Raw genomic sequence first — 21,949 nt, 5'->3', positions numbered from 1 at the left:
TCCGACTCCATCCGGGGCAGGCCGCGAGCGGGGTATCGGGAGTACCCGTATCGGTGGGCTCCTATTCATCCTGTGCCTCCGGTCCCAGGATCTGAGCATGATCCAGATGCTCAAACCAGCCCCGGTGCCCGATTCGGTGGTGGGCAGGCGGTCGATCGCCGTGCTCGTCGTCATCCTCACCGGCCAGTTCATGACGGTGCTCGACGGCTCCATCGTCAATGTCGCCATTCCGTCCATTCGGTCGAGCCTCGGCACCGGTGGGGCCGCCCTGCAATTGATCGTCGCCGGGTATGTGATCGCGTACGCGGTGTTGCTGATCGGTGGTGCGCGCCTGGGCGATCGGTTCACGCAGCGACGCACCTTCATCGCGGGGCTGGCGGGGTTCACCCTGGCGTCACTCGCGTGTGGACTGGCATGGAACGAGCTGTCGCTCATCGTGTTCCGGTTCGGTCAGGGCATCGGGGCGGCCGCGATGGCGCCACAGGTGATGACGTTGATCCAGCGCACGTTCGCCGGGGCGGCGCGAGCCAGAGCCCTGAGTATCTATGCGGCGATCGTCTCCGGTGGCCTGCTGGCGGGCCAGATTCTCGGCGGATTGATCGTCGACGCCGATCTGGGCGGCACCGGTTGGCGTGGGGTGTTCCTGGTGAATGTGCCGATCGGCATCGCACTGCTGGTGCTGGCTCCACGTGTCCTCCCGGTCACCGTCGCCCGCACCGATCGAACGGTCGACGGGCTGGGCTTGGTGACGCTCACGGCCACCGTGTTGTTGCTGGTCGTGCCGCTGGTGCTCGGCCGGGAGCTCGGGTTTCCGCGGTGGTCGTGGCTGTGTCTCGGAGCGGGTGTGCTCGGGCTGGCGGTGTTCGTTGTGATCGAGCGGGCGGTCGCCGGGCGCGGCCGCGATCCCCTGTTCGCGCCGCAGGCGCTCGGCGCGCCCGGTCTGCTCGCCACTGCCGCCACCCTGCTCATGGTGATGGGGACCTTCGGCGGCTGGCTGTTCGTGAGCGCCATCCACATGCAGAGCGACCTCGGCTACAGCGCGCTGCGGGCGGGCATGCAGTTCTTGCCGATGGGTGCGGCGTTCGCCGTGGCCGGACTGTCCTGGCAGCGCGTTCCGGCCACGCTGCACGCGAGGATGATTCCGTTCGGGCTGGTGATGAGCGCGGCCTCGCTGGGCTGGCTCGCGTGGCTGCTGGGCGACGGCGCGGGTATCGGTATCGCGGCGTCGATCGCGTTCGGGGTCTTCGGTCTCGGTAACGGGCTGGCGTTCAGCCCGTTGATGACACGGGCATTGGCCGCGGTACCGGTGACACTCGCCGCCGACGCCAGCGGCATTCTCGTCACCAGCGTGCAACTGGGGACCGTGGTCGGGATCGCGAGCATCGGGTCGGTGTTCTTCGAACTGGTGGGAGCGACCGCGTCATCGGCGGCCGGCGCGGTCGCGGTCGTGCATCTGATCTGCGCGGCGATCACGCTCGTCGCCGCCGTCTCGGCGGCACTGGCTGTGCGCGGGATCCGCCGCTGAGCGTGCTGATCGCGGCGCCACCGGTCCTGAGCTAGCGTGACACCATGCACGAGCTCAGGGCCGGTGACCTTTTCGCCGGCTATCGGATCGAGCGGGTGCTCGGGGCGGGCGGGATGGGGAGTGTGTACGCCGCCCGGCACCCGCGGTTGCCGCGTCTGGTCGCGGTGAAATTGCTGCACTCCTCGTATTCGGCGGATCCGGTGTTCCGGGGTCGATTCGAGCGCGAGGCCGATCTCGCGGGGCGCCTCGATCATCCGAATATCGTGGCGATCCACGACTGCGGAAACGAGGACGGACAGCTGTGGATCGCGATGCAGTACGTCGCGGGCAGCGACGCGGAAACGGCGCTGCGCACAGGGGCTGTGGCACCGCGGCGGGCGTTGCACATCGCACGGTCGACGGCGGACGCGCTCGATTGCGCGCACACGACCGGGCTCCTGCATCGCGATGTCAAACCCGCCAATATTCTGCTGAGCGAGAGCGCGGGCGGCAGCGGTGAGCGGGTGCTGCTCACCGATTTCGGCATCGCGAAGGCAGTCGACGAGGGCACAGCGCTGACCGAGACCGGCACATTGGTCGCGACGCTGCGCTACGCGGCGCCCGAACAGCTCGACGGGCGCACCGCGGGCGCGCGGTCGGACCAGTATTCGTTGGCGTGCACGCTGTTTCACCTGCTCGCGGGGCGCCCACCGTTTACCGCGACCCATGCGGGGGCGTTGATCGGTGCGCATCTGATGCAGCCGGTGCCGCGGATCAGCGAGATCGCGGCGGGCATGCCCGCTGCGATGGACGCGGTGTTCGCGCGCGCCCTCGCCAAGGATCCCGATCATCGATTCTCCAGTTGTGCGGCGATGGTCGCGGCGGCGTCCACGGCCCTGACCTCCGGAACCGCTCCAGCTCGTCCGATGACCGGCCCCGTCGGACCGGCTCAGCCGATCGACCACCTGGTGCGAGGGCCGCAGGTCAGCCGGGTGGGCCCAGACGCGGTAGCTGGGACCAGCGTCGCGGGCAACCCGACGTTCGGTGTCGGCAATCGGGCCGAGCTCGACACCGCCACTCGTACTGGAGCGCGTCGCCGCAACGCCGGGTGGTGGGTAGCGGGCGCACTCGGGGCGGTCGCCATGATCGCGATCGGAACTGTGGTCCTGTCGATCCGAGACTCCGGGAGCACCGGCGCCGTTCCGACGAGCGCAACGGTCGCGCCGACCACCACCGTCGACGCGTGGGCGGCGGCGCGGCCCACGATCGCGATGTTCCCCGACCTGCTGCCCGCGAGTCCCGACAGTGCAGGGTATCGGGAACTGCGGTGCAGTTTCGCGACGAAGAGCGCGGAGGCGATGTGGGATACGGGGTTCGACTGCACCGACCGCGAAGGACTGCACGTGCAGGTGATGGCGCACAAGGATTCCGGGACCGTCGGACGGTTCGTCGCGACCCTGCCCGCCGGGGCGACCCAGCAGCCGCGGTCGCGGTACGGCAGACCGCTGACCGTGCACAGTTTCAACGGCTCCACCGGACCATGGCTGCTGGTGCGATTCGACGCCGCGCCGTATTCGACTGTGCTGCTCCAGGTGTACTGGAAGGGCCACACCCATCAGGAGATGATCGACCAATGGTTGAGCACCGCACCTCTGTGACCGCACGACTGGCGCTGGGCTCGCTCGCTGTTCTGCTCGTCGGCTGCGGCGCGGTCGAGGGCACCGCGACGCCGGGTGAGATCGACGTCCGCTCCCTCGGCGTGGGTAGTTATACGACGGCGCCCGCCGATATCGAGGCGGGCCGAAAGTCCACGGACGGGCCGATTCTGGAAGGGCTGCGGATGGCGGGCGCGGTGGTGTTGCCGCACGAGGTCGATCCGGCGCTGACCCACAGCTGGGGCACCGATGTCCTGGACACCCCACGGCGGGCTTCGGACACCTCGGCGATCTCGAATGTGAATCTTCCCGTGCTGGAACGGCATCGGATGATCGTGGCCTTCGACGTCGCCGAGGGCAGCCAAGCCTTCGACAAGGCGAGACCGGCGATCGAGACCGACGCGCGGATCACCAGGGTGGTGCTGGCGCGGTTTCCCGGCGCGAAGACCGCCGAGGAGGCGGCGCGGGAACTCGAGGCGACCGATTTCCGGGTGAGTCCGGACAATCAGCCGGTGTCGATCCCCGGTTACGCTGCCGCACACGCGCATTGGCGGCCCGGCATCAAGACGATCGGTGCCACCTTCGCCCACGGCGAGATCGTGGTGAGTATGTTCCTCCAGCATCCCTCGCCCGACATCGACGCGCTGGCCACACGCGTCGCGGCCGTCCTCGACGCCCAGATCCCCCTGCTCGACAAGTTCACCCCGACCGCGCCCGACCGGATCGCCGAGCTGCCCCGCGATCCCGATGATCTGTTGCGCCGCACCCTGATTCCCGGCCCGGCCAATCAGCGGATCGCCATCTCCTCGCGCGAGTTCGCGGCGTGGACCGGCCGTGCGGGACTGCACTACCGCCCTACCGAACCCGCCGAGCTCGGCGCGGCGTGGGATCGCGGTGGCGTGGACAGCGTGGCGAATTCCTACAGCACCACGCTGTTCCGGTTCCGTGACGAGGCCGCGGCCCTCGCCTTCGGCACGACATGGCAGAACACACTCAGCGCGGCAGCGCATCCGGTCGCGGCGCCCGAGGGCCTGCCGCAGGCGCGGTGCGCGGAGCGGCGTGCGGGGAGTGCGCCCGCACTGACCCGCTGCTATGTGAGTTACCGGCGCTACGGCGCGTTCGTCAGCGGCGCCGAACCCGCCGGAGTTCGCCAGCAGGCCGCGGCACAGTACGCGCTGCTGGCGAACGCTCAGTAGTTCGGTGCTGGTCTAGATCAGAGCTGGGCTTCGATCGCCTGCACGACCTCGGCGGCATCGGGGGTCGTGCGCGGGCGGAACCGGCCCGCGACCGTGCCGTCGCGACCGACGAGGAACTTCTCGAAGTTCCACTGCACGTCGCCCGCCGCGCCCTCGGCGTCGGCGGTCTCGACCAGCGCGGCGTAGAGCGGGTGCCGATCGTCGCCGTTGACATCGGCCTTGGCGAGCAGCGGGAAATCGACGCCGTAGGTGACCGAGCAGAATTCCTGGATCTCCTCGGCGCTGCCGGGCTCCTGGCCCATGAACTGGTTGCTCGGGAAGCCGATCACGGTGAAACCGCGCCCGCCGTAGGTCTTCTGCAGTTCCACCAGGGCGCCGTACTGCGGGGTCAGGCCGCACTTGGAGGCCACGTTGACCAGCAGTACCGCCCGCTCGCCCGCCAGCTCGCCCAGTGTGGTGTCCTCGCCCGCCAGGGTCTGCACCGCAATGTCTCGAATGTTCGCGCTCATCACATCACCACCAGATCTCGTCTATGTCGGTTCGATCGCCACCGTACCGGAGCCCGATCGGCGCGCAAGTGTCCCGCTCGGCGAGAGAATCTGTAACACGTTCTTGTTTTGTGACGCGGTTCACGGCACCATTCCTATGGATGGGCGGTGATGCCCGCACCCTGAGCACCGGAGGAAGCCCCGTGAGCGACCAGCCACATCGGATCGATACCGTCCGCCCGCTGCGCGCGAGCGAGGTGACGCAGTGGGATTTCGACGCCGATGTGGTGGTGGCCGGTTTCGGCATCGCCGGCGTGTGCGCGTCGATCGAAGCCGCGCGAGCGGGCGCGAAGGTGCTCATCCTGGAACGGACCGGCGGCTGGGGTGGCGCGGCGGCGCTGGCGGGCGGATTCGTCTACCTCGGTGGCGGCACACCGTTGCAGAAGGCACTCGGGTTCGACGACACCCCGGAGAACATGGCGGCGTTCCTCACCGCCGCGCTCGGACCCGGCGTCGACGAGGCGAAGATCAAGGACTACTGCGCGGGCAGCGTCGAGCACTACAACTGGCTCGTCGACTGCGGAGTGCCGTTCAAGGAGTCGTTCTGGGGCGAGCCCGGCTGGGAGCCCCCACACGACGAAGGCCTGATGTACTCCGGTGGCGAGAACTCTGCACCGTTCCTCGACATCGCCGAACCCGCTCCGCGCGGCCACGTTCCGGAGCTGGCGGGTAAGAAGATCGGCGAGCGCAGCGGCGGCTACATGCTGATGAAGCCACTGGCCGCCACCGTGGCCGAGCTCGGCATCGACGTCGAGTACGACACCCGCATCCGCCGGCTGGTCGTCGACGACGAGGACCGGGTGGTGGGCGTGCTGGCCACCACCTACGGCAAGCCCGTCACCGTGCGGGCCGCGCGTGGTGTCGTCCTGGCCACCGGCAGCTTCGCCTACGACACCGAGATGATCGACCGCTACACCCCGCGCCTGAGCGGCAGGCCCGGCGCGGCCATCGAAGAACACGACGGCATCGGCATCCGGCTGGCTCAAGCGCTCGGCGCCGAGCTCGCGCACATGGACGCCAGCGAGGTGGCCATCTTCGGCGATCCGCAGATGATGGCGCGTGGCATCCTCGTCAACGGACGCGGCCAGCGCTACGTCACCGAGGACACCTATCCCGGCCGCATCGGTCAGGCGACGCTGTTGCAGAACGACAACCAGGCGTTCTTGATCATCGACGAGACCTCGCTGGAAGAGGCGCTCGCGACCGAGAGCGCCACCCCGTTCTTCCGCTTCCAGCCCAAGTGGGTCGCCGAGACGGTCGCCGAGCTCGAGGCCGAGATGGGCCTGCCCGCACAGACATTGCAGACCACCGTCGCCACCTACAACCAGCACGCCGAGCACGGCACCGACCCGCTGCTGGGCAAGAAACCCGAATGGGTGCGCCCGATCAAGGGGGCGCTGGCCTGTTTCGACCTGCGCGGGTTCACCGCCGGGTTCACCCTCGGCGGGCTGCGCACCGACCTGGATTCGCGGGTGCTGCACGTGAGCGGTGAGCCGATCGAGGGCCTGTTCGCGGCGGGACGCTGCACGTCCGGCCTGTGCGCGTACGGCTACGTCAGCGGGGCCTCGCTCGGCGACGGCAGCTTCTACGGCCGTCGCGCGGGCAAAGCGGCGGCCGCGGGCTGAACCGCGGACGACCCACCGCACGGGTTCTGTCAGTACTCTGCTTGCAGCGTCACGCCCGACGACGAGTCCGGCTGGGCTCACGGTCTTTTCACGCCCGGGAGCAGGCGCGCCGAACGAAGACGCAATGCAGATCGGAGTTGGACAGTGCAAGCAGGTGGGACGTCCGCGGATTACGTGATCGTCGGCTCCGGATCCGCGGGGGCGGTGCTCGCGAATCGGCTCAGTGCCGACCCGGGCACCACGGTCGTGCTGTTGGAGGCAGGTCCGGCAGACGACGACAAGTTCGCCCACATCCCGGCCGCGTTCTCGAAACTGTTCCGCAGCGAGCGCGATTGGGACTATCTGACCGAGCCACAGCCCGAGCTCGGCGACCGGCAGATCTACTGGCCGCGCGGCAAGACCTTCGGTGGCTCGTCATCGATGAACGCGATGATGTGGGTCCGCGGCTTCCGCGCGGACTACGAGGAATGGGGGCTGCTGGCGGGCGAGAAATGGAATTTCGCCGCCGCGGTGGAGCAGTTCCGCAAGATCGAGAACGTCCAGGACGCACAGTTTCCCGACGAAGGTTCCAAGGGGCCCCAGCACGTACAGCGCCAGCGCAGCCCGCGCGCGTCGACGCACGCGTTCCTCGAGGCCGCGCGGCAGGCCGGCCACGAGCTCGAATCGGCGAACCGGCCCGCGCCCGAGGGCTTCACCCAGACCATGGTGACCCAGCGCGACGGCAGGCGCTGGAGCACCGCCGACGGGTACCTGCGTCCGGCGATGAAGCGGGCGAACCTGACAGTGCTGGCCGAATCGCTGGCCACCCGGGTGCTGTTCGAGGGCACCAAGGCTGTGGGCGTCGAATACCGCAGCGGCGGGCAGACCCTCACCGTGACCGCCGATCGTGAGGTCATCCTGTGCGGTGGCGCGGTGAACAGCCCCCAGCTGCTGCAGCTTTCGGGCATCGGCGATCAGGACGAGCTGAAAGAACACGGCATCGAACTGGTCGCGCACTCCCCCGAGGTCGGCGCGAACCTGCAGGATCACCTCATCTCGGCGCTCGGCTACAGCGTGGACTCCGATTCGCTGTTCACCGCGGAGAAGCCCCTCGAACTGATCAACTACCTGGTCCGCCACCGCGGGATGCTCACCTCCAATGTCGGTGAGGCATACGGCTTCGTGCGCAGCGCGCCCGACCTCGAGCACCCCGACCTCGAGCTGATCTACGCTCCGGCGCCGTTCTACCACGAGGGTCTGGTCGAAGCCACCGAACACGGTGTGGTGCTCGGCGCGATCCTGCTCCGCCCGCGCAGTCGCGGCAAGATCAGCCTGGCCTCGGCCGATCCGACGGCCAAGCCGGTGATCGATCCCCGGTATCTGTCCGATGCCGAGGGCGCCGACCGGGCCGCGCTGACCGCCGGACTTCGGGTGTGTGCCGGGCTCGCCGCGCAGCCCGCGCTCAAGAGCGCGCTGGGCGCGCTGATCTACCCGCCCGAGGCACCCGAGGATCTCGAGGCGGCCATCGCGCTGACCATCGAACAGTTCTCGCACACCCTCTACCACCCGATCGGCACCTGCCGGATGGGCACCGATGCCGCCAGTGTCGTCGCCCCGGACCTGAAGGTTCGCGGCGTCGAGGGTCTGCGCGTCGCCGACGCCTCGGTGATGCCGCTGATCATCCGCGGCCACACCAACGCCCCCGCCATCTTCATCGGCGAACAGGCCGCGGACTTCATCCTCGCCGAGGCCTGACCCAGGTTCTGGTGGCGCGCGGGCACGGGCGCGCCACCAGCTGCCTCATGCTCCCGCGAGGCCCAGCGAAGCGGCCGCGAGCAGCAGGTACGGCAGCGGATAACCCAGATCCGCGTACTGGCGCGCCCGCAACACGGTGAATTCGGCGGCCACGAAATACAGCACGAGCCCGGCCGCGGCCGCCACCGCCAGCGGCCGATAGGCCAGACCGGCGAGCAGACCGAGTCCACCCGCCGCCTTGATCAGGGCCAGCGGCGTGAGCGTCCAGGGCGCGATGCCGTAGTGGCGCATGTTCTCGCGTACCCAGTCGGCGCGAACGACGTCGATCAGGGCAGCTGCCAAGGCGGCGACGGCCGCGAGCACGGTGACGACGAGATAGGTGGTGTGCATCGGATCAGATCCTCCGGTTTCGGTGATCGGCGCCTCTGTCATCGTGGAGACAGCCGCCGTGATGGGACAGCGAGTGCCGTCCTCGGATAGACGACCGGCGCGAGCGAAAGGTGACCGATGCGCACTGACCGGACCGAAGTGTCGGCGCGCGCGTTCGAACAACGGCGCGACCGCCTGCGTGGCGTGGCCTTTCGGATGCTGGGTTCGGGAGCCGAAGCCGAGGACGCGGTACAGGAGGCGTGGTTGCGCTTGGCCGGGACCGATACCGAGATCGCCGATCTCGACGGCTGGCTCACCACGGTGGTATCGCGGATCTGCCTCGATATGCTGCGCGTCCGTACCCGTCGCGCCGAGATAGCGTCCCCCGGGACTTCCGTTCCGGTGGCGACGGGCGCGGGTGTGGATCCCGAAGCCGAAGCGGTGCGGGCGGATTCCGTCGGGCGGGCGCTGCTGGTCGTTCTCGACACGTTGGGCCCCGAGGAACGTGTCGCTTTCGTGCTGCACGATCTGTTCGCGGTGCCCTTCGCCGAGATCGCGCCGATGCTCGGGCGCACGCCGGCCACCACCAAGAAACTCGCGAGCCGGGCCCGGCTGCGTGTGCACGCGCCCGCCCGGGTCGAGCCGGCGGAACTACTCGCGCATCAGACCGCGGTGACGGCTTTTGTGCAGGCTGCTCGCGAGGGCGATCTCGGCGGACTGCTCGCGGTGCTCGCACCCGACGTGGTGCGAACCGCCGACCCGGCGGCGCTCTCGCCCGGAATGGCCCTGGTCGTGCGCGGCGCCCGTGCCGTGGCCGACGGCGCTCTCGCGTTGCGGCGGCGCTCGCGCGAAGCGGTGCTGGTGCTCGTCGACGGCAGGCCCGGCCTGGTGGTGCCGGGAGCCGACGGACCGGATTTCGTGGTGACGTTCCTCGTGCGCGGTGGGCGCATCGCGGCTTACGACGTGGTGGCCGCGCCAGCTCGGTTGGCCGCGCTCACCCTGTCGCTGCTGCCCTGATCAAAACCCGCGAACGCCCGGATTCCGCGTTTTTGCACTCGATGCAATGTTGCGGTCACTGCGTCGATCGCGGTCAGAGGGCGGGAACGCGGGCGAATCCCAACGGTGGAGTCGGCACGGGGCCCGAACGGAGTTCGTGGCGGAAGTCCGGGAGCAACGGCAGCATGTCGACATTGCGAGCGGCGTAGCAGCGCACCATCGGCAGCGCTCGCGAGACCTCCGCGCGTTCGACCGGCTCGGCGTCCACGAACGCGAGGGAGTCCAGACCCAGGCCGAGGGTGCCTGCGATGCGGACGATCGAGGCGGACTTGCGCCCCCAGCCCACCTCGACCGCCGAGAACATCTCGTACAGACCGTGGCGGTACAGCGTGTGCATGGTTCTGGCTCGGTCACCGCGTGCGGCGACAGCATGGAGCACACCGCGCTCGCTCAGTTTCGTCAGCGTGCGCAGTGCCGGTGGGCGCGGCGTGGTGCCGGTCTCGTCGTGGACGACACCCTCCCACAGGGTCTCGTCCAGTTCCCAGACCAGACAACGGACGGCAGGTCGCATGGCGCTGAACTCTACAACCACTGATAGCTAAGAACCAGACTTGTGATCCGTCACTACGGCGACCGCCAGGGCTGGGCCCCCTACCCAGAACCTGACAATCCATTCCGGTTTCCTTTGTCGTTCGTTAGGGTGGGGTTCGCTGGACAGCGGGGGGTACAGCCGAAACTGGCGAAGGGAACACAGATGTCCGTCCACAATCCACCCCGACCGTCGCTGACCGTCTCGGGCAAGCCGATGTCGTTGCCACTCAAGGACGTTCGCGCACTCTCGCGGCAGATGGTCGGCCATTTCGTCGCTACCGTCGCACCCTGTGGCACGCTACCCGGTGACGCCATCTCCGGCGATGTCACCACGATCACCCGGATATGCCTGGAATTCGCGGTCGGCATGCTCGACGGGCGTGATGTCCCGAGCCAGCTACAGCGCCTGCAGGACGCGGCCAGCGCGTGGGCCCGGGAGGGCGTACCGATCGACACGATCCACCACTCGATCGCCGAGGGCTTCAAAATCGGCCTCGACCTGGTGGTATCGAGCGCTTCGGGCAAGGATTTCGACAGCTTGGTCGGCGGCGTCAAGGTCGTGATGGAACTACTCGACACCATCACCGCCCAGATCTCGCTGGCCTACGTGCGCGAGCTGCGCGGCGTGGTGAGCGAGCACCACACCGCCGTGCACACCCTCACCTCCGCCCTGCTCGGCGGGCACAGCACCTCGACGATGGCCCGCGAATGCGGCATCACCATCGCCGAGACCTACGCGGTCTTCGCCCTGGCTATCCCCCAGCACCGCGAGGAAGCCAACCCGGCACTGGACTCGAAGGTCGTCGCCCGCCGCAAGTTGCGCCGGGTACAAGCCGAACTGGCCAAGCGCTGCGGCGACTCGGCGCTGTCGCTGCTCAGCGTCGACGGCGGGACGGTGCTGATCCCCGCCAACGCCTTCGACCGCGAGGGTTTGACCGCGCTCGTCGCCCAGCTCTCCCAGGCGGCCCAGGTCGGCATCACCGCCGCGATGGTCGAAACGAGCACCACCGGGGTTCCCGATGCCGCCGATCAGGCCCACGAACTGCTGGACATGGTGCAGCGGCTCGAGGTGACCTCGGGTCTGTACCGCTTCGACGAGCTCGCCCTGGAATACCAGCTGACCCGTCCCGGGCCCGGCCGCGAATTCCTCGGCTCGCTGCTGGATCCGCTGGATCAGTACCCCGAGCTGCTCGAGACCCTGCAGCGTCACATCGCCAACAACCTCAACCGGCAGCGCACCGCTCGCGTGCTGCACGTGCACACCAATACGGTCGACTACCGGCTCAAGCGGATCGGCCAGCTCACCGGCTTCGATCCGACTCAGCCTTCGGGGCTGTGGTACCTGCGTTCCGCGCTCGTCGCGCGCAGTTACCGCTCCGTTCCGGCCTGATCCCCGACACGACGAAGGCGCTGCCCACCATGGTGGGCAGCGCCTTCGTCGTGCTCAGTGCGGGCGGGTCAGAGCGAGCCGCCGCCACCGACCAGCCACGGGTTGAACGCGCAGGTCAGCTGCGGGTTCTGCACCGGGTCGAGCGCGCGAAGCGCGATCGAGAGGGCGCGCGGTGAGTACATCATCGTCAGGTGATCGGAGATGTCCTGCTCGCAGCCGTCCTGCAGGGTGATGTTGTGGACCGTCGCCCCCGGGCCTGCCTTCATGAAGGTCAGTTCGTAGGGGTTGGTCACCTCGTCGTAGCGGGTGCCGACGATGGTGTAGTCGACACCGGCGACGGTGTCACCGCCGGCATTGAGGTTGTTGACGAAATCCGAGCCGATCGTCTGCTGGATACCCGCGTGCCCGACGAAGATCTCGATCGGACCCAGGATGTCGATGCCCAGGTTGTTGATCATGCGACCCAGGGCGCCGATGCCGTCGAGGCTGGTGCCGTGGTGGGTGGCGCCGAAGGTGATCAGCTTGTTGACCTTGGCCGCGCCGCCCTCGAACTTCGTGTAGTAGTTCGCCATCGACCCACCTTGGGAGTGCGCGATGATGTCGACCTCGTCGGAACCGGTCGCGGCGAGCACGCGATCGACGAACGCCGCGGTCTGCTTCGCCGAATCCTCGATGTAACCGGTGCCCATCACGCCGGGCAGGAACGAACCGAGGCCGCCGCCCTCCATGATGTTGGAGCGACCGTAGTTGAACGTGAACGTGCAGTAGCCGGCGTCCTTGATGGGCTGGCCCATGTAGGCGTACCCGTTGTAGGCGTTCATCCAGGTGCCGTGCAGCAGCACGACCGGGCGCGGATGCTCGGCCGTCGGCTTGCAGTTCCAGTCGTTCGTCCCGGGCGCGGCCGCATCGGGGTTGCCGAGGCCGTAGGCGAACGCGGCGAGGAACGCCGTCGACTCCGGTCCGTACGCACCGGGATCGGAGGAATAACCGCCCGAGGAACCCGAGCTGGAACCCGAACCGCCGTAGCAGTCACCGGACCCGTTACCGGAGCCGGCGCCACTGCCGGAGGTGCACGCCGACCCGGAGCCGGCGACCTGCCGGCCTTCGGAGATGATGCCGGCAAGATCCTGCTCGGTCGGCGCCGAGGCGGGAGCCGCGCTCGCCCCCGGCCCGGTGAACACCATGGAGAGAGCGCCGACTCCGGCGAATACCGCCGTGTGCAGCGTGCGCCTGCGACTGGGAGATTTCATGTGTTGACTTGTCTTCCTGTGCGATTCGAATATTCGTCGCCCTTTTCTTCCGGGAGAACGAATGGCTTGTCGAAACCGCCCAAAACATAAGCCGCAGAATTACTTACGAGACGATTGTCACGCGCGGTCTGGGCAGGTCACCACAGCCCCTCGAAAACTGCCATGACAGGGCACAGGAAAATATTCAGCACTCGCTACGTGCCGCGACTCCGAGAAGTCGCTCGTCGAGCCACAGCACCGCCTCCGGATAGCCCGTCGCCGCACCGATGATGTGCTCACCGAGCACGCCGCGATACACCGCGTTCGCCCCGAGTTCGCACTGCTCATCGTAGAGATTGCGCGCGCCCTCGGCAGGAATCCACCACTCCTGGTCGCCGTTGTAGATGTAGAGCGGCGTCGACGACCGCATTCCTTGCATCCGGGTGATCTCGTAGATGTCGGTGGCCAGTTCCGAACGCAGGGGGTCGGCGATGTTGGCGCCCACATCGATCGGCAGTTGCAAGATTCCCGGCACCGCGAACACGCTGGCGCACGTATCTTTCATAATCGAGGTGGTGACCCAGCGCCCGAGATTGTTCATCGCGGCGAGGATTTCAGGTCGCTCCCGTCCGATTGCGAAGGTCGCGGCCATAAATATTCCGGATGCGAGGTTGGCATTCATACTGCGCGAGAGGATTTCGAAGTCGGCGGGCACCCCGCCCAGTGCCGCACCGACGATGACGTCGACCAGTTCCGGTGCGTAGGAATCGATCAGCTTGGCCGCACCGTGGGTGGCGATGGCGCCACCGGAATAGCCGGTCATCGCGAATCGGCTGTCGCCGTAGGCCGCCGGGTCACCACCGCGCACCGCCCGGATCGCGTCGAGCACCGCGTGCCCGGCGACATACGGTTCGGCGTAGGCCATCCACGGGCCCTCGTGGTCGGGCACCAGGACCGCGTACCCGCGCAGGACCGCCAGCTGCGTCGTCGGCGGAATGAACTCTGTCGAGCTCGACTGCGATGTCAGGCCGTGCGCCAGCGAGTAGCCGGGAGTGCACTTGCGACCCAGCGCGTCGATGGGCAGGTTGTTCACCAGCACAGGGCGATCCCCCGGCCCGGTCCACTCGGTGGCGGGCACGATCAGGGTCGCAGTGGCATAGGACGGCCTGCCGTGGGCGTCGTCGGTGCGGAATTTCAGCAGCGTCGCCGAGCGGATGGGGACCAGGGTCAACCAGGCCGCGGTCGCGGTGACGTCGCGGGATTCGATCAGATCGCCGGGCGACAACTCGTCGAGCCCGGCCGGCCACTGGTCGAAGATCGGATCGCCGACCGCCGACGGGAGCACCGCCGCGTGGAGTGCCGCGAGTTCGGCCGCCGGATCGGCGGCGTTCGCCGGGATCGGCGAGGGAATCACCTGGTCGATCCAGCGCTGCAGATCGGGCAGGAAACCGGGTGTCCCCAGCTGCGGCACCGGGAATTCCTGGGTCGGCGGCGGCTCGGCGGCCGCGGTACCTGCCGCACAAGAGACGAGCAGCAGCACCGAACCGATAAGTACTCGAACAGATCTCATGGCACACACGCCTTCGGGTGGCAACGGATTCGTCGATGACGTGCCACTATGCGGTGCTCCGACCCCTACCGAAACTCCCCCACCGCGCCGTCGTCAGATCCTTCACGCTACGGGGCGCGGCGAACCGACTTCGGCGTTGTGCCCGAGTCGTGTGCGCAATGCCGCTGTATCGCAACAAGAATCGTCGATGGCGACGCGAATCGGCCCGGATCCGCTTCGGGGCGAGCGGATCCGGGCCGATCGAACCGGCTCAGCAGGTGCTGGGCGCCGGTTCCCCCTGCAGCCGGGCATCGAGCCAACTCAGCGCGGAAGGCAGTCCGAGCACAGCTGCGGTCAGATGGTCCGGGGTCGGTGTCTGCTGACTGACAACCTTGGCGCCCGCGGCACACCAGCGATGAGTGGTGGAGGTGATCGCGTCGACCGGGATGAGGCCGTCGATCGGCGAATGCCATTCGAAGACAGGCATTGTCGGCGCGCCCGGATACAGCTCCAGGCTGTTCTCCTCCACCACAGCGCGAGCTTCGGGATCCTCCACCAGTGAGGTGGTGGCCGCGAAGTCGAGGATGCCGCGCCCGGCTCCCGCCCCGAGGATGTCGTTGGTGCAGGCGTCACGGATCGACGCGCGGGCGGCCAAACCGCTGGCATTCATCTGATCGCTGATCGGGAACCGTTGGGGGTATTCCCGTTCGAGCCCGATCCCCGCGGCCAGCGCGAGACCGAACACGGGATGTGAACCGAAGCCGAGCCCCTCGAGCATCGACACCAGGTTCATCGGCACCCCGCCCATCGCCGCCCCCGCGATCTCGAGCTCGGGCGCGTACTCGGGCTGCAATGCCGCCGCCCACGCCGTCGCCATGCCGCCACCGGAGTACCCCGCCATCGCGACCCGGCTGCCACTCACCCGCAACTGCTCGACCTGGCGCACCGCGCGGATACCGTCGAGGGTCACCTGGCCGCCCAATTTCGCTGCGCCGTAGGCGAAATTCGGCCCGAGGTGGTCGGGCACGGCCATCGTCCAGCCTCGCTTGAGCGCGTAGTTCCAGGCCACCGCCTCGCGCACCATCAGATCCGGATCGTCGGTGTAGAGGACCTTGGAGACCGAGCAGCGCGTGCCGAGCCCGTTGATGATGTGCTGGTATGACAGCACGGGGGCGTCGGTGCGGTGGTTGTTCGGCTGCAGCACCGTCGTCGTCGCGGCGATCGGGTCGCCCGCGGAATTGGTGGAGCGGAACTGGATCAGGGTGATGGTGGTGTCGGGGAACATGGCCAGCGCCGGCATCTGCCGTACGCCGAGTACATCGCCGGGCTTGTGCTCGGCCAGGTCGGCCGGCTGGCTGTAGAAGGGGTCGGGGTCGGCGGTCGGGTACAGCGGTGTGGTGTGGCCTGCCGCGGCGGGGACCACGGTGAGCACCGCTGCCGCCAGGCAGACCAACAGTGTTCGGCCCGGCCTGCTGTGTCGTGCCGCGGCATCCCAGATCATGCGGCTGTCCCTCCCGTGTCGCTGCTGTCGGGACCGATCTTCGCCGGTACCGTGGCTCCTCGTCGACGGGTCGCCGCGAACATCGGCGGAGCTCACAACCTCATCTGTGTGTGGTTGTGACCGGAGGCAGCACGCCGATATGCGGGCGCACCGCCGCGGCGACAGGTGGATTGTGAGATCTCCAAGCGAAATCGGAACGTGTTCCTCTCGATGGTGCAAGACCTACCGTCGAGTAGGAAGGCGCTCACCAGTGCCGGGGCGAAAGGAGCACGCCATGATTCCCACCGACGAGAACATCGCCGCCACCCTCCACCGCATCGACCCGAACGAGATACCGACCCGGCGGATCACGGTCTACTTCGACGGCCCCACCCCCGAGGACGCACTGGTCCTGGAATACGCCGCGACCCAGGCCGAGGCGTGGGAGTTCACCTCGGCGGCCGTGCATTCCGGCCTGCTGGTGACCGTCGACGGCAATGTCGGCCCCGGCCTGCGCCGGCTGCCCTGCCGGTCGCTGTGGCACTGACGCTCGCGGCGCCGCACCGCCGGCCGCACTAGGCTGGCACGGCGGGCGCTGCTCGGCCCGCGGTGACAGAAAGGGCATTCGTGACACGGTGGCAGTTCCCGCTCGCACTGGCCGCGGCGGCCGTCCTCACCGGCTGCGGCTCGGCAGACACCACCGAGGTCGCCACCCCACCCAGCACCACCACCCCGACGACGACCACCACCAAGCGGGTGCCCGCCACCATCGCGCCGCCCACCACCACCCTCGACCCCTACGCGGGCCTACCCCTGATCGATCACGTGACCTGGACCAAGAACGTCGACGGCCCCCGTCTGCTCGTCTTCCCCACCCAGGCGGGCCGCAAGACCGCCGCGCCCGGCACCGACGAACTCGCGTGGCAGGAAGTACGTGCCCTCGACGCCGACGCCGACGCGCCGGGGATGCGCGACCAGTTCGTCTGCCACTGGGTTTGGGCCAGGATGGTAGCGCCCGACAAGCCGAGCTGGAATCTCGAACCGTGGCGCCCCGACGTCGGATATCAGGCCACGGTGGCGGCGAACTGCAATCCCGGCGGCCCCGAACGCTGATAGGAGCATCCCATGCGCATCGTCATCGCCGGTGGACACGGCAAAATCGCTCTCCTGCTCGCCCAGGTCCTGACCCGGCGCGGCGATCACGTCCACGCCCTCATCCGTGAACCCGGCCAAGCCGCCGATATCGCCGCGACCGGCGGCGTGCCGGTCATCTACGACATGGAACGCGACACCCCCGCCGACCTCGCGGCCGCGGTCGCCGGTTCGGACGCGGTGGTGTTCGCAGCGGGTGCGGGCGCGGGTAGCGGTGCCGCGCGCAAGTACACGGTCGACCTCAACGGTTCGGTACAACTGGCCGACGCCGCCGAGCACACGGGCGTCACGCGGTTCGTGCAGATCTCCACGATGGGCGCGGGCAGCCCGCCCGCGCCGGGGACCGATGAGGTGTGGGCCGCCTATATCGACGCCAAGACCCGCGCCGAGCAGGACCTGCGGACTCGCGAGCTGGAGTGGACGATCCTGCGACCGGGCCGGCTCACCGACACCGAAGGCAACGGTCTGATCACGCTCGGACCGCCGCCGATTCCGCGCGATTCGGTGCCACGCGCCGATGTCGCCGCGACACTCGCGTCGATCTTGGTCGCGGACAACACTTTTCGACGCACACTGGAGCTGGTCTCCGGATCGGAGACGATCGAGTCAGCGGTCGCGGCCATTTGATAGCCACAAATTAACTATCACAACATATTTCGCCCGTTGAACGCCATTGTCGTCAACTCGCGCCACATTGTCGTCACCTGATGAACACGGCCAGCCGCCGGTCACGCCGATATTCGAGCGCCACATATGACGGAGATGGTGGCGCCACCCTGGATTCGCCGCTCAGAAGCCGGGAAATGCACCGCATCGAGACGGAATCGATCGTGCAGATGTGCTTGCATCTGAAAGTCTCCCCGTCCTAAACTCAGGGCCGCAACACAATTCAGGGGACAGTCAGGGGAGGCCGCGAGCGGCACACCCGGGGCCAGGATTGCCTTGGGTTTGCCACTGCCTGAGAAGCACAGGGGCATTCACATGAACAACACCACGGGCCGTTTCGGCCTCGCCGATCGCGCGGCGGCCGATCACCCAGGCTCCGCTCGATGGTCCAGGGAAAGCGCGGTCGCCTTCGTCATCGATGCCGTGGAATCCACCGGCGCGGCGACCCGCAACGATTTCGATATCGACCGAATCGTGACCACTGCGCACGAACTGGCCGATGACTGGGATCTGCAAACGCTGACTCCCGATACTTTCTGGCGTATCGCCGCCGGCTGTATCCGGTACTGACTACGAATCGGTATCCACCGATCGACTGTCCCGCCCCTCGCGCGCAGTCCGATCAGCTCTCCGTGTGTTCGATTCCGCCCGACCGATCAGCTCCGCTCGGCTGTCAGTCCCGCTCGGAGTAGGACAGCAGTATCTCGCGTGAGCGATCCGGCCGTTCGGCTTGGACGCTGAGCTGATCCATCACCGATAGATACATCGCGAGGTCCTGGCGGCGCTCGAGGTAGAGCGCGCTGGTGAGTTGCTCGAGGTAGACGATATCGGGCAGTTCCGGCTCGCCGAAGCGCAGAATGCTGAACGAACTACCCGCCGCCGCGTGCCCGCCCGCCGAGTACGGCAGCACCTGCACCGTCACATTCGGCAGTTCCGAGAGCTCGGCCAGGTAGCGAAGCTGGGCCCGGTGCACGTCACGTCCGCCGATCGGACGATGCAGCACTGCCTCGTCGATCACCGCCCACACCACCGGCGGGTCGACCCGGCGCAGGACATCCTGGCGTAACTGCCGAACCTGGACCCGGCGGTCGGTTTCGGCGTCGTCGAAACCGAGGGTGACGATCGCCCTGGTGTACTCCGGCGTCTGCAGCAGGCCGGGTACCAGCTGTGCTTCGTAGGTGCGGATCTGGCTGGCCGCCTGCTCGAGCCCGAGGTAGGTGCTGAACCACGACGGCAGCAGGTCGCTGTAGCGATGCCACCAGCCGGGTTCGCTTGCCTGCCTGGCCAACTCGAAGAACGAGGTGCGTTCCACCGGGTCGTGCACGCCGTAGAGCGTGAGCAGATCCCGGATGTCGCGTTCCTTGAAACCGGTGCGGCCCAGCTCGAGTCGGCTGATCTTGGCGTGCGAGCCGCGGATCGCGTCGCCCGCGGCCTCGCGGGTGATGCCTTTGCCCTCGCGTAGCTTGCGCAACTGGCCGCCGAGCGCGATACGCAACACGGTGGGGCCACGGTCGACAACAGGTTGTACGCGACCGATCTCGTCGGGTTCAGCCGTCATGGACCCAGATCCTACCGATTACCCGGTGAGGTAGTCGAACTCTCCGGCCTTCGCGCCGCGGATGAATGCGTCGATCTCGGGCCGGGTGTAGAAGATCACCGACCCCTGCGGGTCGCGCGAGTTGCGTACGGCGACCGAGCCGTCGGCGGCTTCGGCGACCTCGACACAGTTGCCGCTGGGGTTGCTGTAGGTGCTTTTGCGCCACGCACCGTCTCCCGGGCGTTCACGCTGATCATGCTGCATTCCGGACATACCGCACTCCTCGTTGTCGAATGATGCCCACCGGTACGAAAATTGCAGATGCACGCACAAACGTTCTTGCATCTGCCTTGCGCGATGGGGACATTAACACGCGAAACGCCACCGCGCACCGGTCGGTACTTTCCCGGCGTCATGACCGCGGCCAGGCGCCGACCGTCTCGTCCAGCCCCCTGAATTCGTAAGCGCCGCAACCCCATCGCGAGCCGACACGGCCGCAACGAGCGTGCAGATGTGCTTGCATTCGAAAACGAACCGCCCGTAGACTCAGGCCGCAAGATCACCGGGAGGTACCGCGGCTCCACCAGCCGGGCGGGCCTCCCGTCGCCGAATGGGAGGGGACTCGATGAGCAGTCCGTTTCAGCGACACCTCGGTGCCGCAGGCGCACCGCCCACGGCGTGTAGCGACGAGCCGAACGGGCTCACCTACCGTCAGGCGCGCGAGATGCTGAGCCAACACGACATCCATGGTCCGCAGTGCCGTCAGTGGCTGGCCGCTGCCGCGTACCTGTCCGCGGGACTGGACGACGAATAGTGCGGTCGTAACGTCTTCGTGCTGGTCAGACCGGTTCCGACAGGTCATGCTGGTGGGCGACGATCGATCCGGACAGGTGGTGCGCGTATGCGGATAGCGGAGATCCTGCGCAACAAGGGCAGGGCGGTCACGACCGTGCCGCCGCAGACCACCGTGCGCGACCTGCTCGCGGCGCTGGCCGACCACAATATCGGCGCGGTGGTCGTTTCCCCCGATGGTGCCGTGATCACGGGCATCGTCTCCGAACGCGATGTGGTGCGTCATCTGCACGCCCACGGCGCCGCGCTGCTGGATCGGCCGGTCACCGACATCATGACCGCCCGGGTTCGCACCTGTGGGCCCGATGAGGATGTGTCCTCGCTGCGCGATGTGATGACCGAGCACCGGATCCGGCACATGCCGGTGGTGAAGTCCGACCGGCTCATCGGCATCGTCAGCATCGGTGACGTGGTGAAGAGCGAGATCACCGAACTGGCCGCCGAACGTGAACACCTCGTCGAATACCTGCAGGGCAACTACTGAGCCCGGCACCGACCGGCGACACCGAAAAGCCTTGCGCCTGAGAATTCTTCGCGAGCTGTACCAGAAACGTGCGTATCGTTGAGCGGGTGCACCCCGTCCGGCCCGAGCTCGCCGCCGCCTCGGCGATCCGGCACGCGCCCACCCCGGTGCCCGCCTCGATTCGCACGCGGTTTCCGGCCCTGGCCGATCCCGCGGTGGTCTATCTCGACAGTGCCGCGACGACGCAGAAGCCCGATACCGTCATCGCGGCCGTCACCGACTACCACCGCGAGCACACCGCCAACGCGGGCCGCGGCACCTACGGCTGGGCCACCGCGCTGTCGGCGCGGATCGCCGCCGTCCGTACCCGGGCAGCCGGTTTCCTCGGCGCGCACCACAGCGACGAGATGGTGTTCACCAGTGGAGCCACCGCCGCACTCGGCGCGATCGCGCACAGTTGGGGCCTGGCCGAGCTCGACGACGGCGACGAGATCCTCTACAACCCGGCCGATCACGCCGCCAATGTGCTGCCGTGGCACCACCTGCGCGACACCCTCGCCAGGTTCGGGCGCCGAATAGTGTTGCGGCCCTATCGCAGCACCGCTACCGGCGAAGCCGACATCGACGACATCCTCGCGCGGGTCGGTCCGCGCACCCGTCTGATCACCACCAGCCATCTCCATCACGTGTACGGCGGGCTCACCACCCTCGAGGAATTGCACGGCCGGATCGACCCCGAGATCCTGCTGTGCTTCGACTGCTCGCAGAGCGGAGGGCACCTGCCGGTCGACGTCACCGCGCTGCGAGCCGATTTCGCGGTCTTCGCGGGACATAAGATGTTCGGTACGCCCGGGATCGGCCTGCTGTACTGCCACCGCCGGGTGCACGCCAGGCTGCGCCCCTTCCTTCCCGGCGGGAACACCGGGGTCAGGATCACCGAAGACGGTCTCGTCACCACCGGAATGCCCGAGCTGCTCGAAGGCGGTACCCACAACATCCCCGGGATCCTCTCCCTCGCACCGGCTTTCGACCTGCTCGACGAGCTCGACCGATTCGCTGTCGCCGAGCACAACCGGGTGCTCACCCTGCGGCTTATCGACGGCCTGCGCGAGGTCCCCGGGCTCGACTTCCTCCCCGGGCCGGCACACGCCACCTGCGCCGTCGGCTATGGGATCGTCTCGTTCACCCTCGACGCGATCAGCGCCGCCGACCTCGGGTTCGTCCTGGCCGATGCCGGATTCCTGGTGCGAACCGGAGCGCATTGCGTGCCCTCGGCCGACACCGGGAACGGTTCGGTGCGGGTGAGTACCCACCTCTACAACACCCTCGACGAGATCGACCGATTCGTCGCCTGCGTGGCCGGCCTCGCCGGTGACGGGCGCTGAACAACCTGTCCTTCAAGCCCCCGACGCC

22 protein-coding genes are annotated in these 21,949 nt (G+C 67.9%); 14 read left to right on the top strand and 8 right to left on the bottom strand.

Annotated elements, in window-relative coordinates; all coding sequences use genetic code 11:
• Window positions 1-106 precede the first annotated feature (106 nt).
• The 3 genes from ACFVVI_RS08425 to ACFVVI_RS08415 are packed head-to-tail and all read left to right on the top strand — an operon-like array spanning window position 107 to window position 4,355.
• Window positions 107-1,525 carry an MFS transporter gene (locus ACFVVI_RS08425; RefSeq protein ID WP_387444363.1) on the top strand — a complete coding sequence of 473 codons (1,419 nt, stop codon included), beginning with the start codon at window positions 107-109 and terminating at the stop codon, window positions 1,523-1,525.
• A gap of 44 nt (window positions 1,526-1,569) precedes the next feature.
• On the top strand, window positions 1,570-3,162 hold the full coding sequence (locus ACFVVI_RS08420) for a protein kinase (RefSeq protein WP_387444360.1): 1,593 nt from the start codon (window positions 1,570-1,572) through the stop codon (window positions 3,160-3,162).
• Entirely contained in the window at window positions 3,159-4,355 is a 1,197-nt protein-coding gene (locus ACFVVI_RS08415; protein ID WP_387444359.1) for a hypothetical protein, read from the top strand. Before ACFVVI_RS08420 ends, ACFVVI_RS08415 begins: the two co-directional genes overlap by 4 nt.
• Window positions 4,356-4,372: 17 nt before the next feature.
• On the opposite strand, the gene ACFVVI_RS08410 is transcribed toward ACFVVI_RS08415, so the two are convergent.
• Window positions 4,373-4,864: a glutathione peroxidase gene (locus ACFVVI_RS08410; RefSeq protein WP_387444356.1), complete on the bottom strand. Its 492-nt coding sequence runs from the start codon at window positions 4,862-4,864 to the stop codon at window positions 4,373-4,375.
• Between the two features lie 182 nt (window positions 4,865-5,046).
• Here ACFVVI_RS08410 and ACFVVI_RS08405 point away from each other — a divergent pair, with 182 nt between their 5' ends.
• Window positions 5,047-6,528, top strand: coding sequence for an FAD-dependent oxidoreductase (locus tag ACFVVI_RS08405; RefSeq protein WP_387444354.1), 1,482 nt, complete (start codon window positions 5,047-5,049; stop codon window positions 6,526-6,528).
• A 144-nt stretch (window positions 6,529-6,672) separates the two neighbouring features.
• On the top strand, window positions 6,673-8,262 hold the full coding sequence (locus tag ACFVVI_RS08400; RefSeq protein WP_387444351.1) for a GMC family oxidoreductase: 1,590 nt from the start codon (window positions 6,673-6,675) through the stop codon (window positions 8,260-8,262).
• A gap of 45 nt (window positions 8,263-8,307) precedes the next feature.
• Here ACFVVI_RS08400 and ACFVVI_RS08395 read toward each other — a convergent pair whose 3' ends face one another.
• On the bottom strand, window positions 8,308-8,652 hold the full coding sequence (locus ACFVVI_RS08395; protein WP_378996034.1) for a DoxX family protein: 345 nt from the start codon (window positions 8,650-8,652) through the stop codon (window positions 8,308-8,310).
• A 117-nt stretch (window positions 8,653-8,769) separates the two neighbouring features.
• Here ACFVVI_RS08395 and ACFVVI_RS08390 point away from each other — a divergent pair, with 117 nt between their 5' ends.
• Window positions 8,770-9,648, top strand: coding sequence for a sigma-70 family RNA polymerase sigma factor (locus tag ACFVVI_RS08390; RefSeq protein WP_378996037.1), 879 nt, complete (start codon window positions 8,770-8,772; stop codon window positions 9,646-9,648).
• 73 nt (window positions 9,649-9,721) lie between these two features.
• On the opposite strand, the gene ACFVVI_RS08385 is transcribed toward ACFVVI_RS08390, so the two are convergent.
• The gene (locus ACFVVI_RS08385; protein ID WP_378631370.1) at window positions 9,722-10,198 is read right to left on the bottom strand and encodes an HAD-IIIC family phosphatase; all 477 of its coding nucleotides are present in this window, start codon (window positions 10,196-10,198) and stop codon (window positions 9,722-9,724) included.
• 183 nt (window positions 10,199-10,381) lie between these two features.
• On the opposite strand from ACFVVI_RS08385, the gene ACFVVI_RS08380 reads away from it, so the two are divergent.
• Window positions 10,382-11,608, top strand: coding sequence for a PucR family transcriptional regulator (locus ACFVVI_RS08380; RefSeq protein ID WP_378631369.1), 1,227 nt, complete (start codon window positions 10,382-10,384; stop codon window positions 11,606-11,608).
• 68 nt (window positions 11,609-11,676) lie between these two features.
• On the opposite strand, the gene ACFVVI_RS08375 is transcribed toward ACFVVI_RS08380, so the two are convergent.
• The 3 genes from ACFVVI_RS08375 to ACFVVI_RS08365 all read right to left on the bottom strand — a co-directional run bounded on the left by ACFVVI_RS08375 (window position 11,677) and on the right by ACFVVI_RS08365 (window position 15,887).
• Window positions 11,677-12,858 (bottom strand): esterase/lipase family protein, encoded by a 1,182-nt coding sequence (locus ACFVVI_RS08375; protein WP_379314825.1) that lies wholly within the window; start codon window positions 12,856-12,858, stop codon window positions 11,677-11,679.
• 184 nt (window positions 12,859-13,042) lie between these two features.
• The gene (locus ACFVVI_RS08370) at window positions 13,043-14,407 is read right to left on the bottom strand and encodes a lipase family protein (protein ID WP_378992037.1); all 1,365 of its coding nucleotides are present in this window, start codon (window positions 14,405-14,407) and stop codon (window positions 13,043-13,045) included.
• Between the two features lie 250 nt (window positions 14,408-14,657).
• The gene (locus ACFVVI_RS08365; RefSeq protein ID WP_378992035.1) at window positions 14,658-15,887 is read right to left on the bottom strand and encodes a lipase family protein; all 1,230 of its coding nucleotides are present in this window, start codon (window positions 15,885-15,887) and stop codon (window positions 14,658-14,660) included.
• A gap of 274 nt (window positions 15,888-16,161) precedes the next feature.
• Between ACFVVI_RS08365 and ACFVVI_RS08360 the strand changes: the two genes are divergently transcribed.
• The 4 genes from ACFVVI_RS08360 (at window position 16,162) to ACFVVI_RS08345 (ending at window position 18,254) form a co-directional block, all read left to right on the top strand.
• Window positions 16,162-16,413 (top strand): hypothetical protein, encoded by a 252-nt coding sequence (locus tag ACFVVI_RS08360; protein ID WP_378631365.1) that lies wholly within the window; start codon window positions 16,162-16,164, stop codon window positions 16,411-16,413.
• A gap of 80 nt (window positions 16,414-16,493) precedes the next feature.
• Window positions 16,494-16,979 carry a DUF2599 domain-containing protein gene (locus ACFVVI_RS08355; protein WP_387444344.1) on the top strand — a complete coding sequence of 162 codons (486 nt, stop codon included), beginning with the start codon at window positions 16,494-16,496 and terminating at the stop codon, window positions 16,977-16,979.
• Window positions 16,980-16,991: 12 nt separating this feature from the next.
• On the top strand, window positions 16,992-17,645 hold the full coding sequence (locus ACFVVI_RS08350) for an SDR family oxidoreductase (protein WP_387444342.1): 654 nt from the start codon (window positions 16,992-16,994) through the stop codon (window positions 17,643-17,645).
• A gap of 354 nt (window positions 17,646-17,999) precedes the next feature.
• The gene (locus tag ACFVVI_RS08345) at window positions 18,000-18,254 is read left to right on the top strand and encodes a hypothetical protein (RefSeq protein WP_378659728.1); all 255 of its coding nucleotides are present in this window, start codon (window positions 18,000-18,002) and stop codon (window positions 18,252-18,254) included.
• 103 nt (window positions 18,255-18,357) lie between these two features.
• Here the strand turns inward: ACFVVI_RS08345 and ACFVVI_RS08340 are convergent, their stop codons facing one another.
• Together ACFVVI_RS08340 and ACFVVI_RS08335 are read right to left on the bottom strand one after the other, a co-directional pair.
• On the bottom strand, window positions 18,358-19,242 hold the full coding sequence (locus ACFVVI_RS08340) for a helix-turn-helix domain-containing protein (protein ID WP_378992032.1): 885 nt from the start codon (window positions 19,240-19,242) through the stop codon (window positions 18,358-18,360).
• Between the two features lie 18 nt (window positions 19,243-19,260).
• Window positions 19,261-19,494 carry a DUF397 domain-containing protein gene (locus ACFVVI_RS08335; protein WP_056817490.1) on the bottom strand — a complete coding sequence of 78 codons (234 nt, stop codon included), beginning with the start codon at window positions 19,492-19,494 and terminating at the stop codon, window positions 19,261-19,263.
• Window positions 19,495-19,846: 352 nt separating this feature from the next.
• Here ACFVVI_RS08335 and ACFVVI_RS08330 point away from each other — a divergent pair, with 352 nt between their 5' ends.
• From ACFVVI_RS08330 to ACFVVI_RS08320, 3 genes are all read left to right on the top strand, one after another.
• The gene (locus tag ACFVVI_RS08330) at window positions 19,847-20,035 is read left to right on the top strand and encodes a hypothetical protein (RefSeq protein ID WP_067445892.1); all 189 of its coding nucleotides are present in this window, start codon (window positions 19,847-19,849) and stop codon (window positions 20,033-20,035) included.
• Between the two features lie 87 nt (window positions 20,036-20,122).
• Complete coding sequence (locus ACFVVI_RS08325) at window positions 20,123-20,557, top strand: CBS domain-containing protein (RefSeq protein ID WP_378992030.1); 435 nt, start codon at window positions 20,123-20,125, stop codon at window positions 20,555-20,557.
• A gap of 86 nt (window positions 20,558-20,643) precedes the next feature.
• Window positions 20,644-21,921, top strand: coding sequence for an aminotransferase class V-fold PLP-dependent enzyme (locus ACFVVI_RS08320; protein ID WP_387444339.1), 1,278 nt, complete (start codon window positions 20,644-20,646; stop codon window positions 21,919-21,921).
• The last annotated feature ends 28 nt before the right edge of the window (window positions 21,922-21,949 follow it).

Source organism: Nocardia sp. NPDC058114, assembly GCF_042884695.1.
Lineage (GTDB): Bacteria > Actinomycetota > Actinomycetes > Mycobacteriales > Mycobacteriaceae > Nocardia.
This window is presented reverse-complemented; position numbering and strand designations above follow the sequence as displayed.

Bases quoted from the DNA above. Each gene is read 5' to 3' on its own strand.
- ACFVVI_RS08425 (WP_387444363.1), top strand. From the start codon at position 107: ATGCTCAAACCAGCCCCGGTGCCCGATTCGGTGGTGGGCAGGCGGTCG.
- ACFVVI_RS08420 (WP_387444360.1), top strand. From the start codon at position 1,570: ATGCACGAGCTCAGGGCCGGTGACCTTTTCGCCGGCTATCGGATCGAG.
- ACFVVI_RS08410 (WP_387444356.1), bottom strand. From the start codon at position 4,864: ATGAGCGCGAACATTCGAGACATTGCGGTGCAGACCCTGGCGGGCGAG.
- ACFVVI_RS08395 (WP_378996034.1), bottom strand. From the start codon at position 8,652: ATGCACACCACCTATCTCGTCGTCACCGTGCTCGCGGCCGTCGCCGCC.
- ACFVVI_RS08390 (WP_378996037.1), top strand. From the start codon at position 8,770: ATGCGCACTGACCGGACCGAAGTGTCGGCGCGCGCGTTCGAACAACGG.
- ACFVVI_RS08385 (WP_378631370.1), bottom strand. From the start codon at position 10,198: ATGCGACCTGCCGTCCGTTGTCTGGTCTGGGAACTGGACGAGACCCTG.
- ACFVVI_RS08380 (WP_378631369.1), top strand. From the start codon at position 10,382: ATGTCCGTCCACAATCCACCCCGACCGTCGCTGACCGTCTCGGGCAAG.
- ACFVVI_RS08375 (WP_379314825.1), bottom strand. From the start codon at position 12,858: ATGAAATCTCCCAGTCGCAGGCGCACGCTGCACACGGCGGTATTCGCC.
- ACFVVI_RS08370 (WP_378992037.1), bottom strand. From the start codon at position 14,407: ATGAGATCTGTTCGAGTACTTATCGGTTCGGTGCTGCTGCTCGTCTCT.
- ACFVVI_RS08365 (WP_378992035.1), bottom strand. From the start codon at position 15,887: ATGATCTGGGATGCCGCGGCACGACACAGCAGGCCGGGCCGAACACTG.
- ACFVVI_RS08360 (WP_378631365.1), top strand. From the start codon at position 16,162: ATGATTCCCACCGACGAGAACATCGCCGCCACCCTCCACCGCATCGAC.
- ACFVVI_RS08350 (WP_387444342.1), top strand. From the start codon at position 16,992: ATGCGCATCGTCATCGCCGGTGGACACGGCAAAATCGCTCTCCTGCTC.
- ACFVVI_RS08345 (WP_378659728.1), top strand. From the start codon at position 18,000: ATGAACAACACCACGGGCCGTTTCGGCCTCGCCGATCGCGCGGCGGCC.
- ACFVVI_RS08340 (WP_378992032.1), bottom strand. From the start codon at position 19,242: ATGACGGCTGAACCCGACGAGATCGGTCGCGTACAACCTGTTGTCGAC.
- ACFVVI_RS08335 (WP_056817490.1), bottom strand. From the start codon at position 19,494: ATGTCCGGAATGCAGCATGATCAGCGTGAACGCCCGGGAGACGGTGCG.
- ACFVVI_RS08330 (WP_067445892.1), top strand. From the start codon at position 19,847: ATGAGCAGTCCGTTTCAGCGACACCTCGGTGCCGCAGGCGCACCGCCC.
- ACFVVI_RS08325 (WP_378992030.1), top strand. From the start codon at position 20,123: ATGCGGATAGCGGAGATCCTGCGCAACAAGGGCAGGGCGGTCACGACC.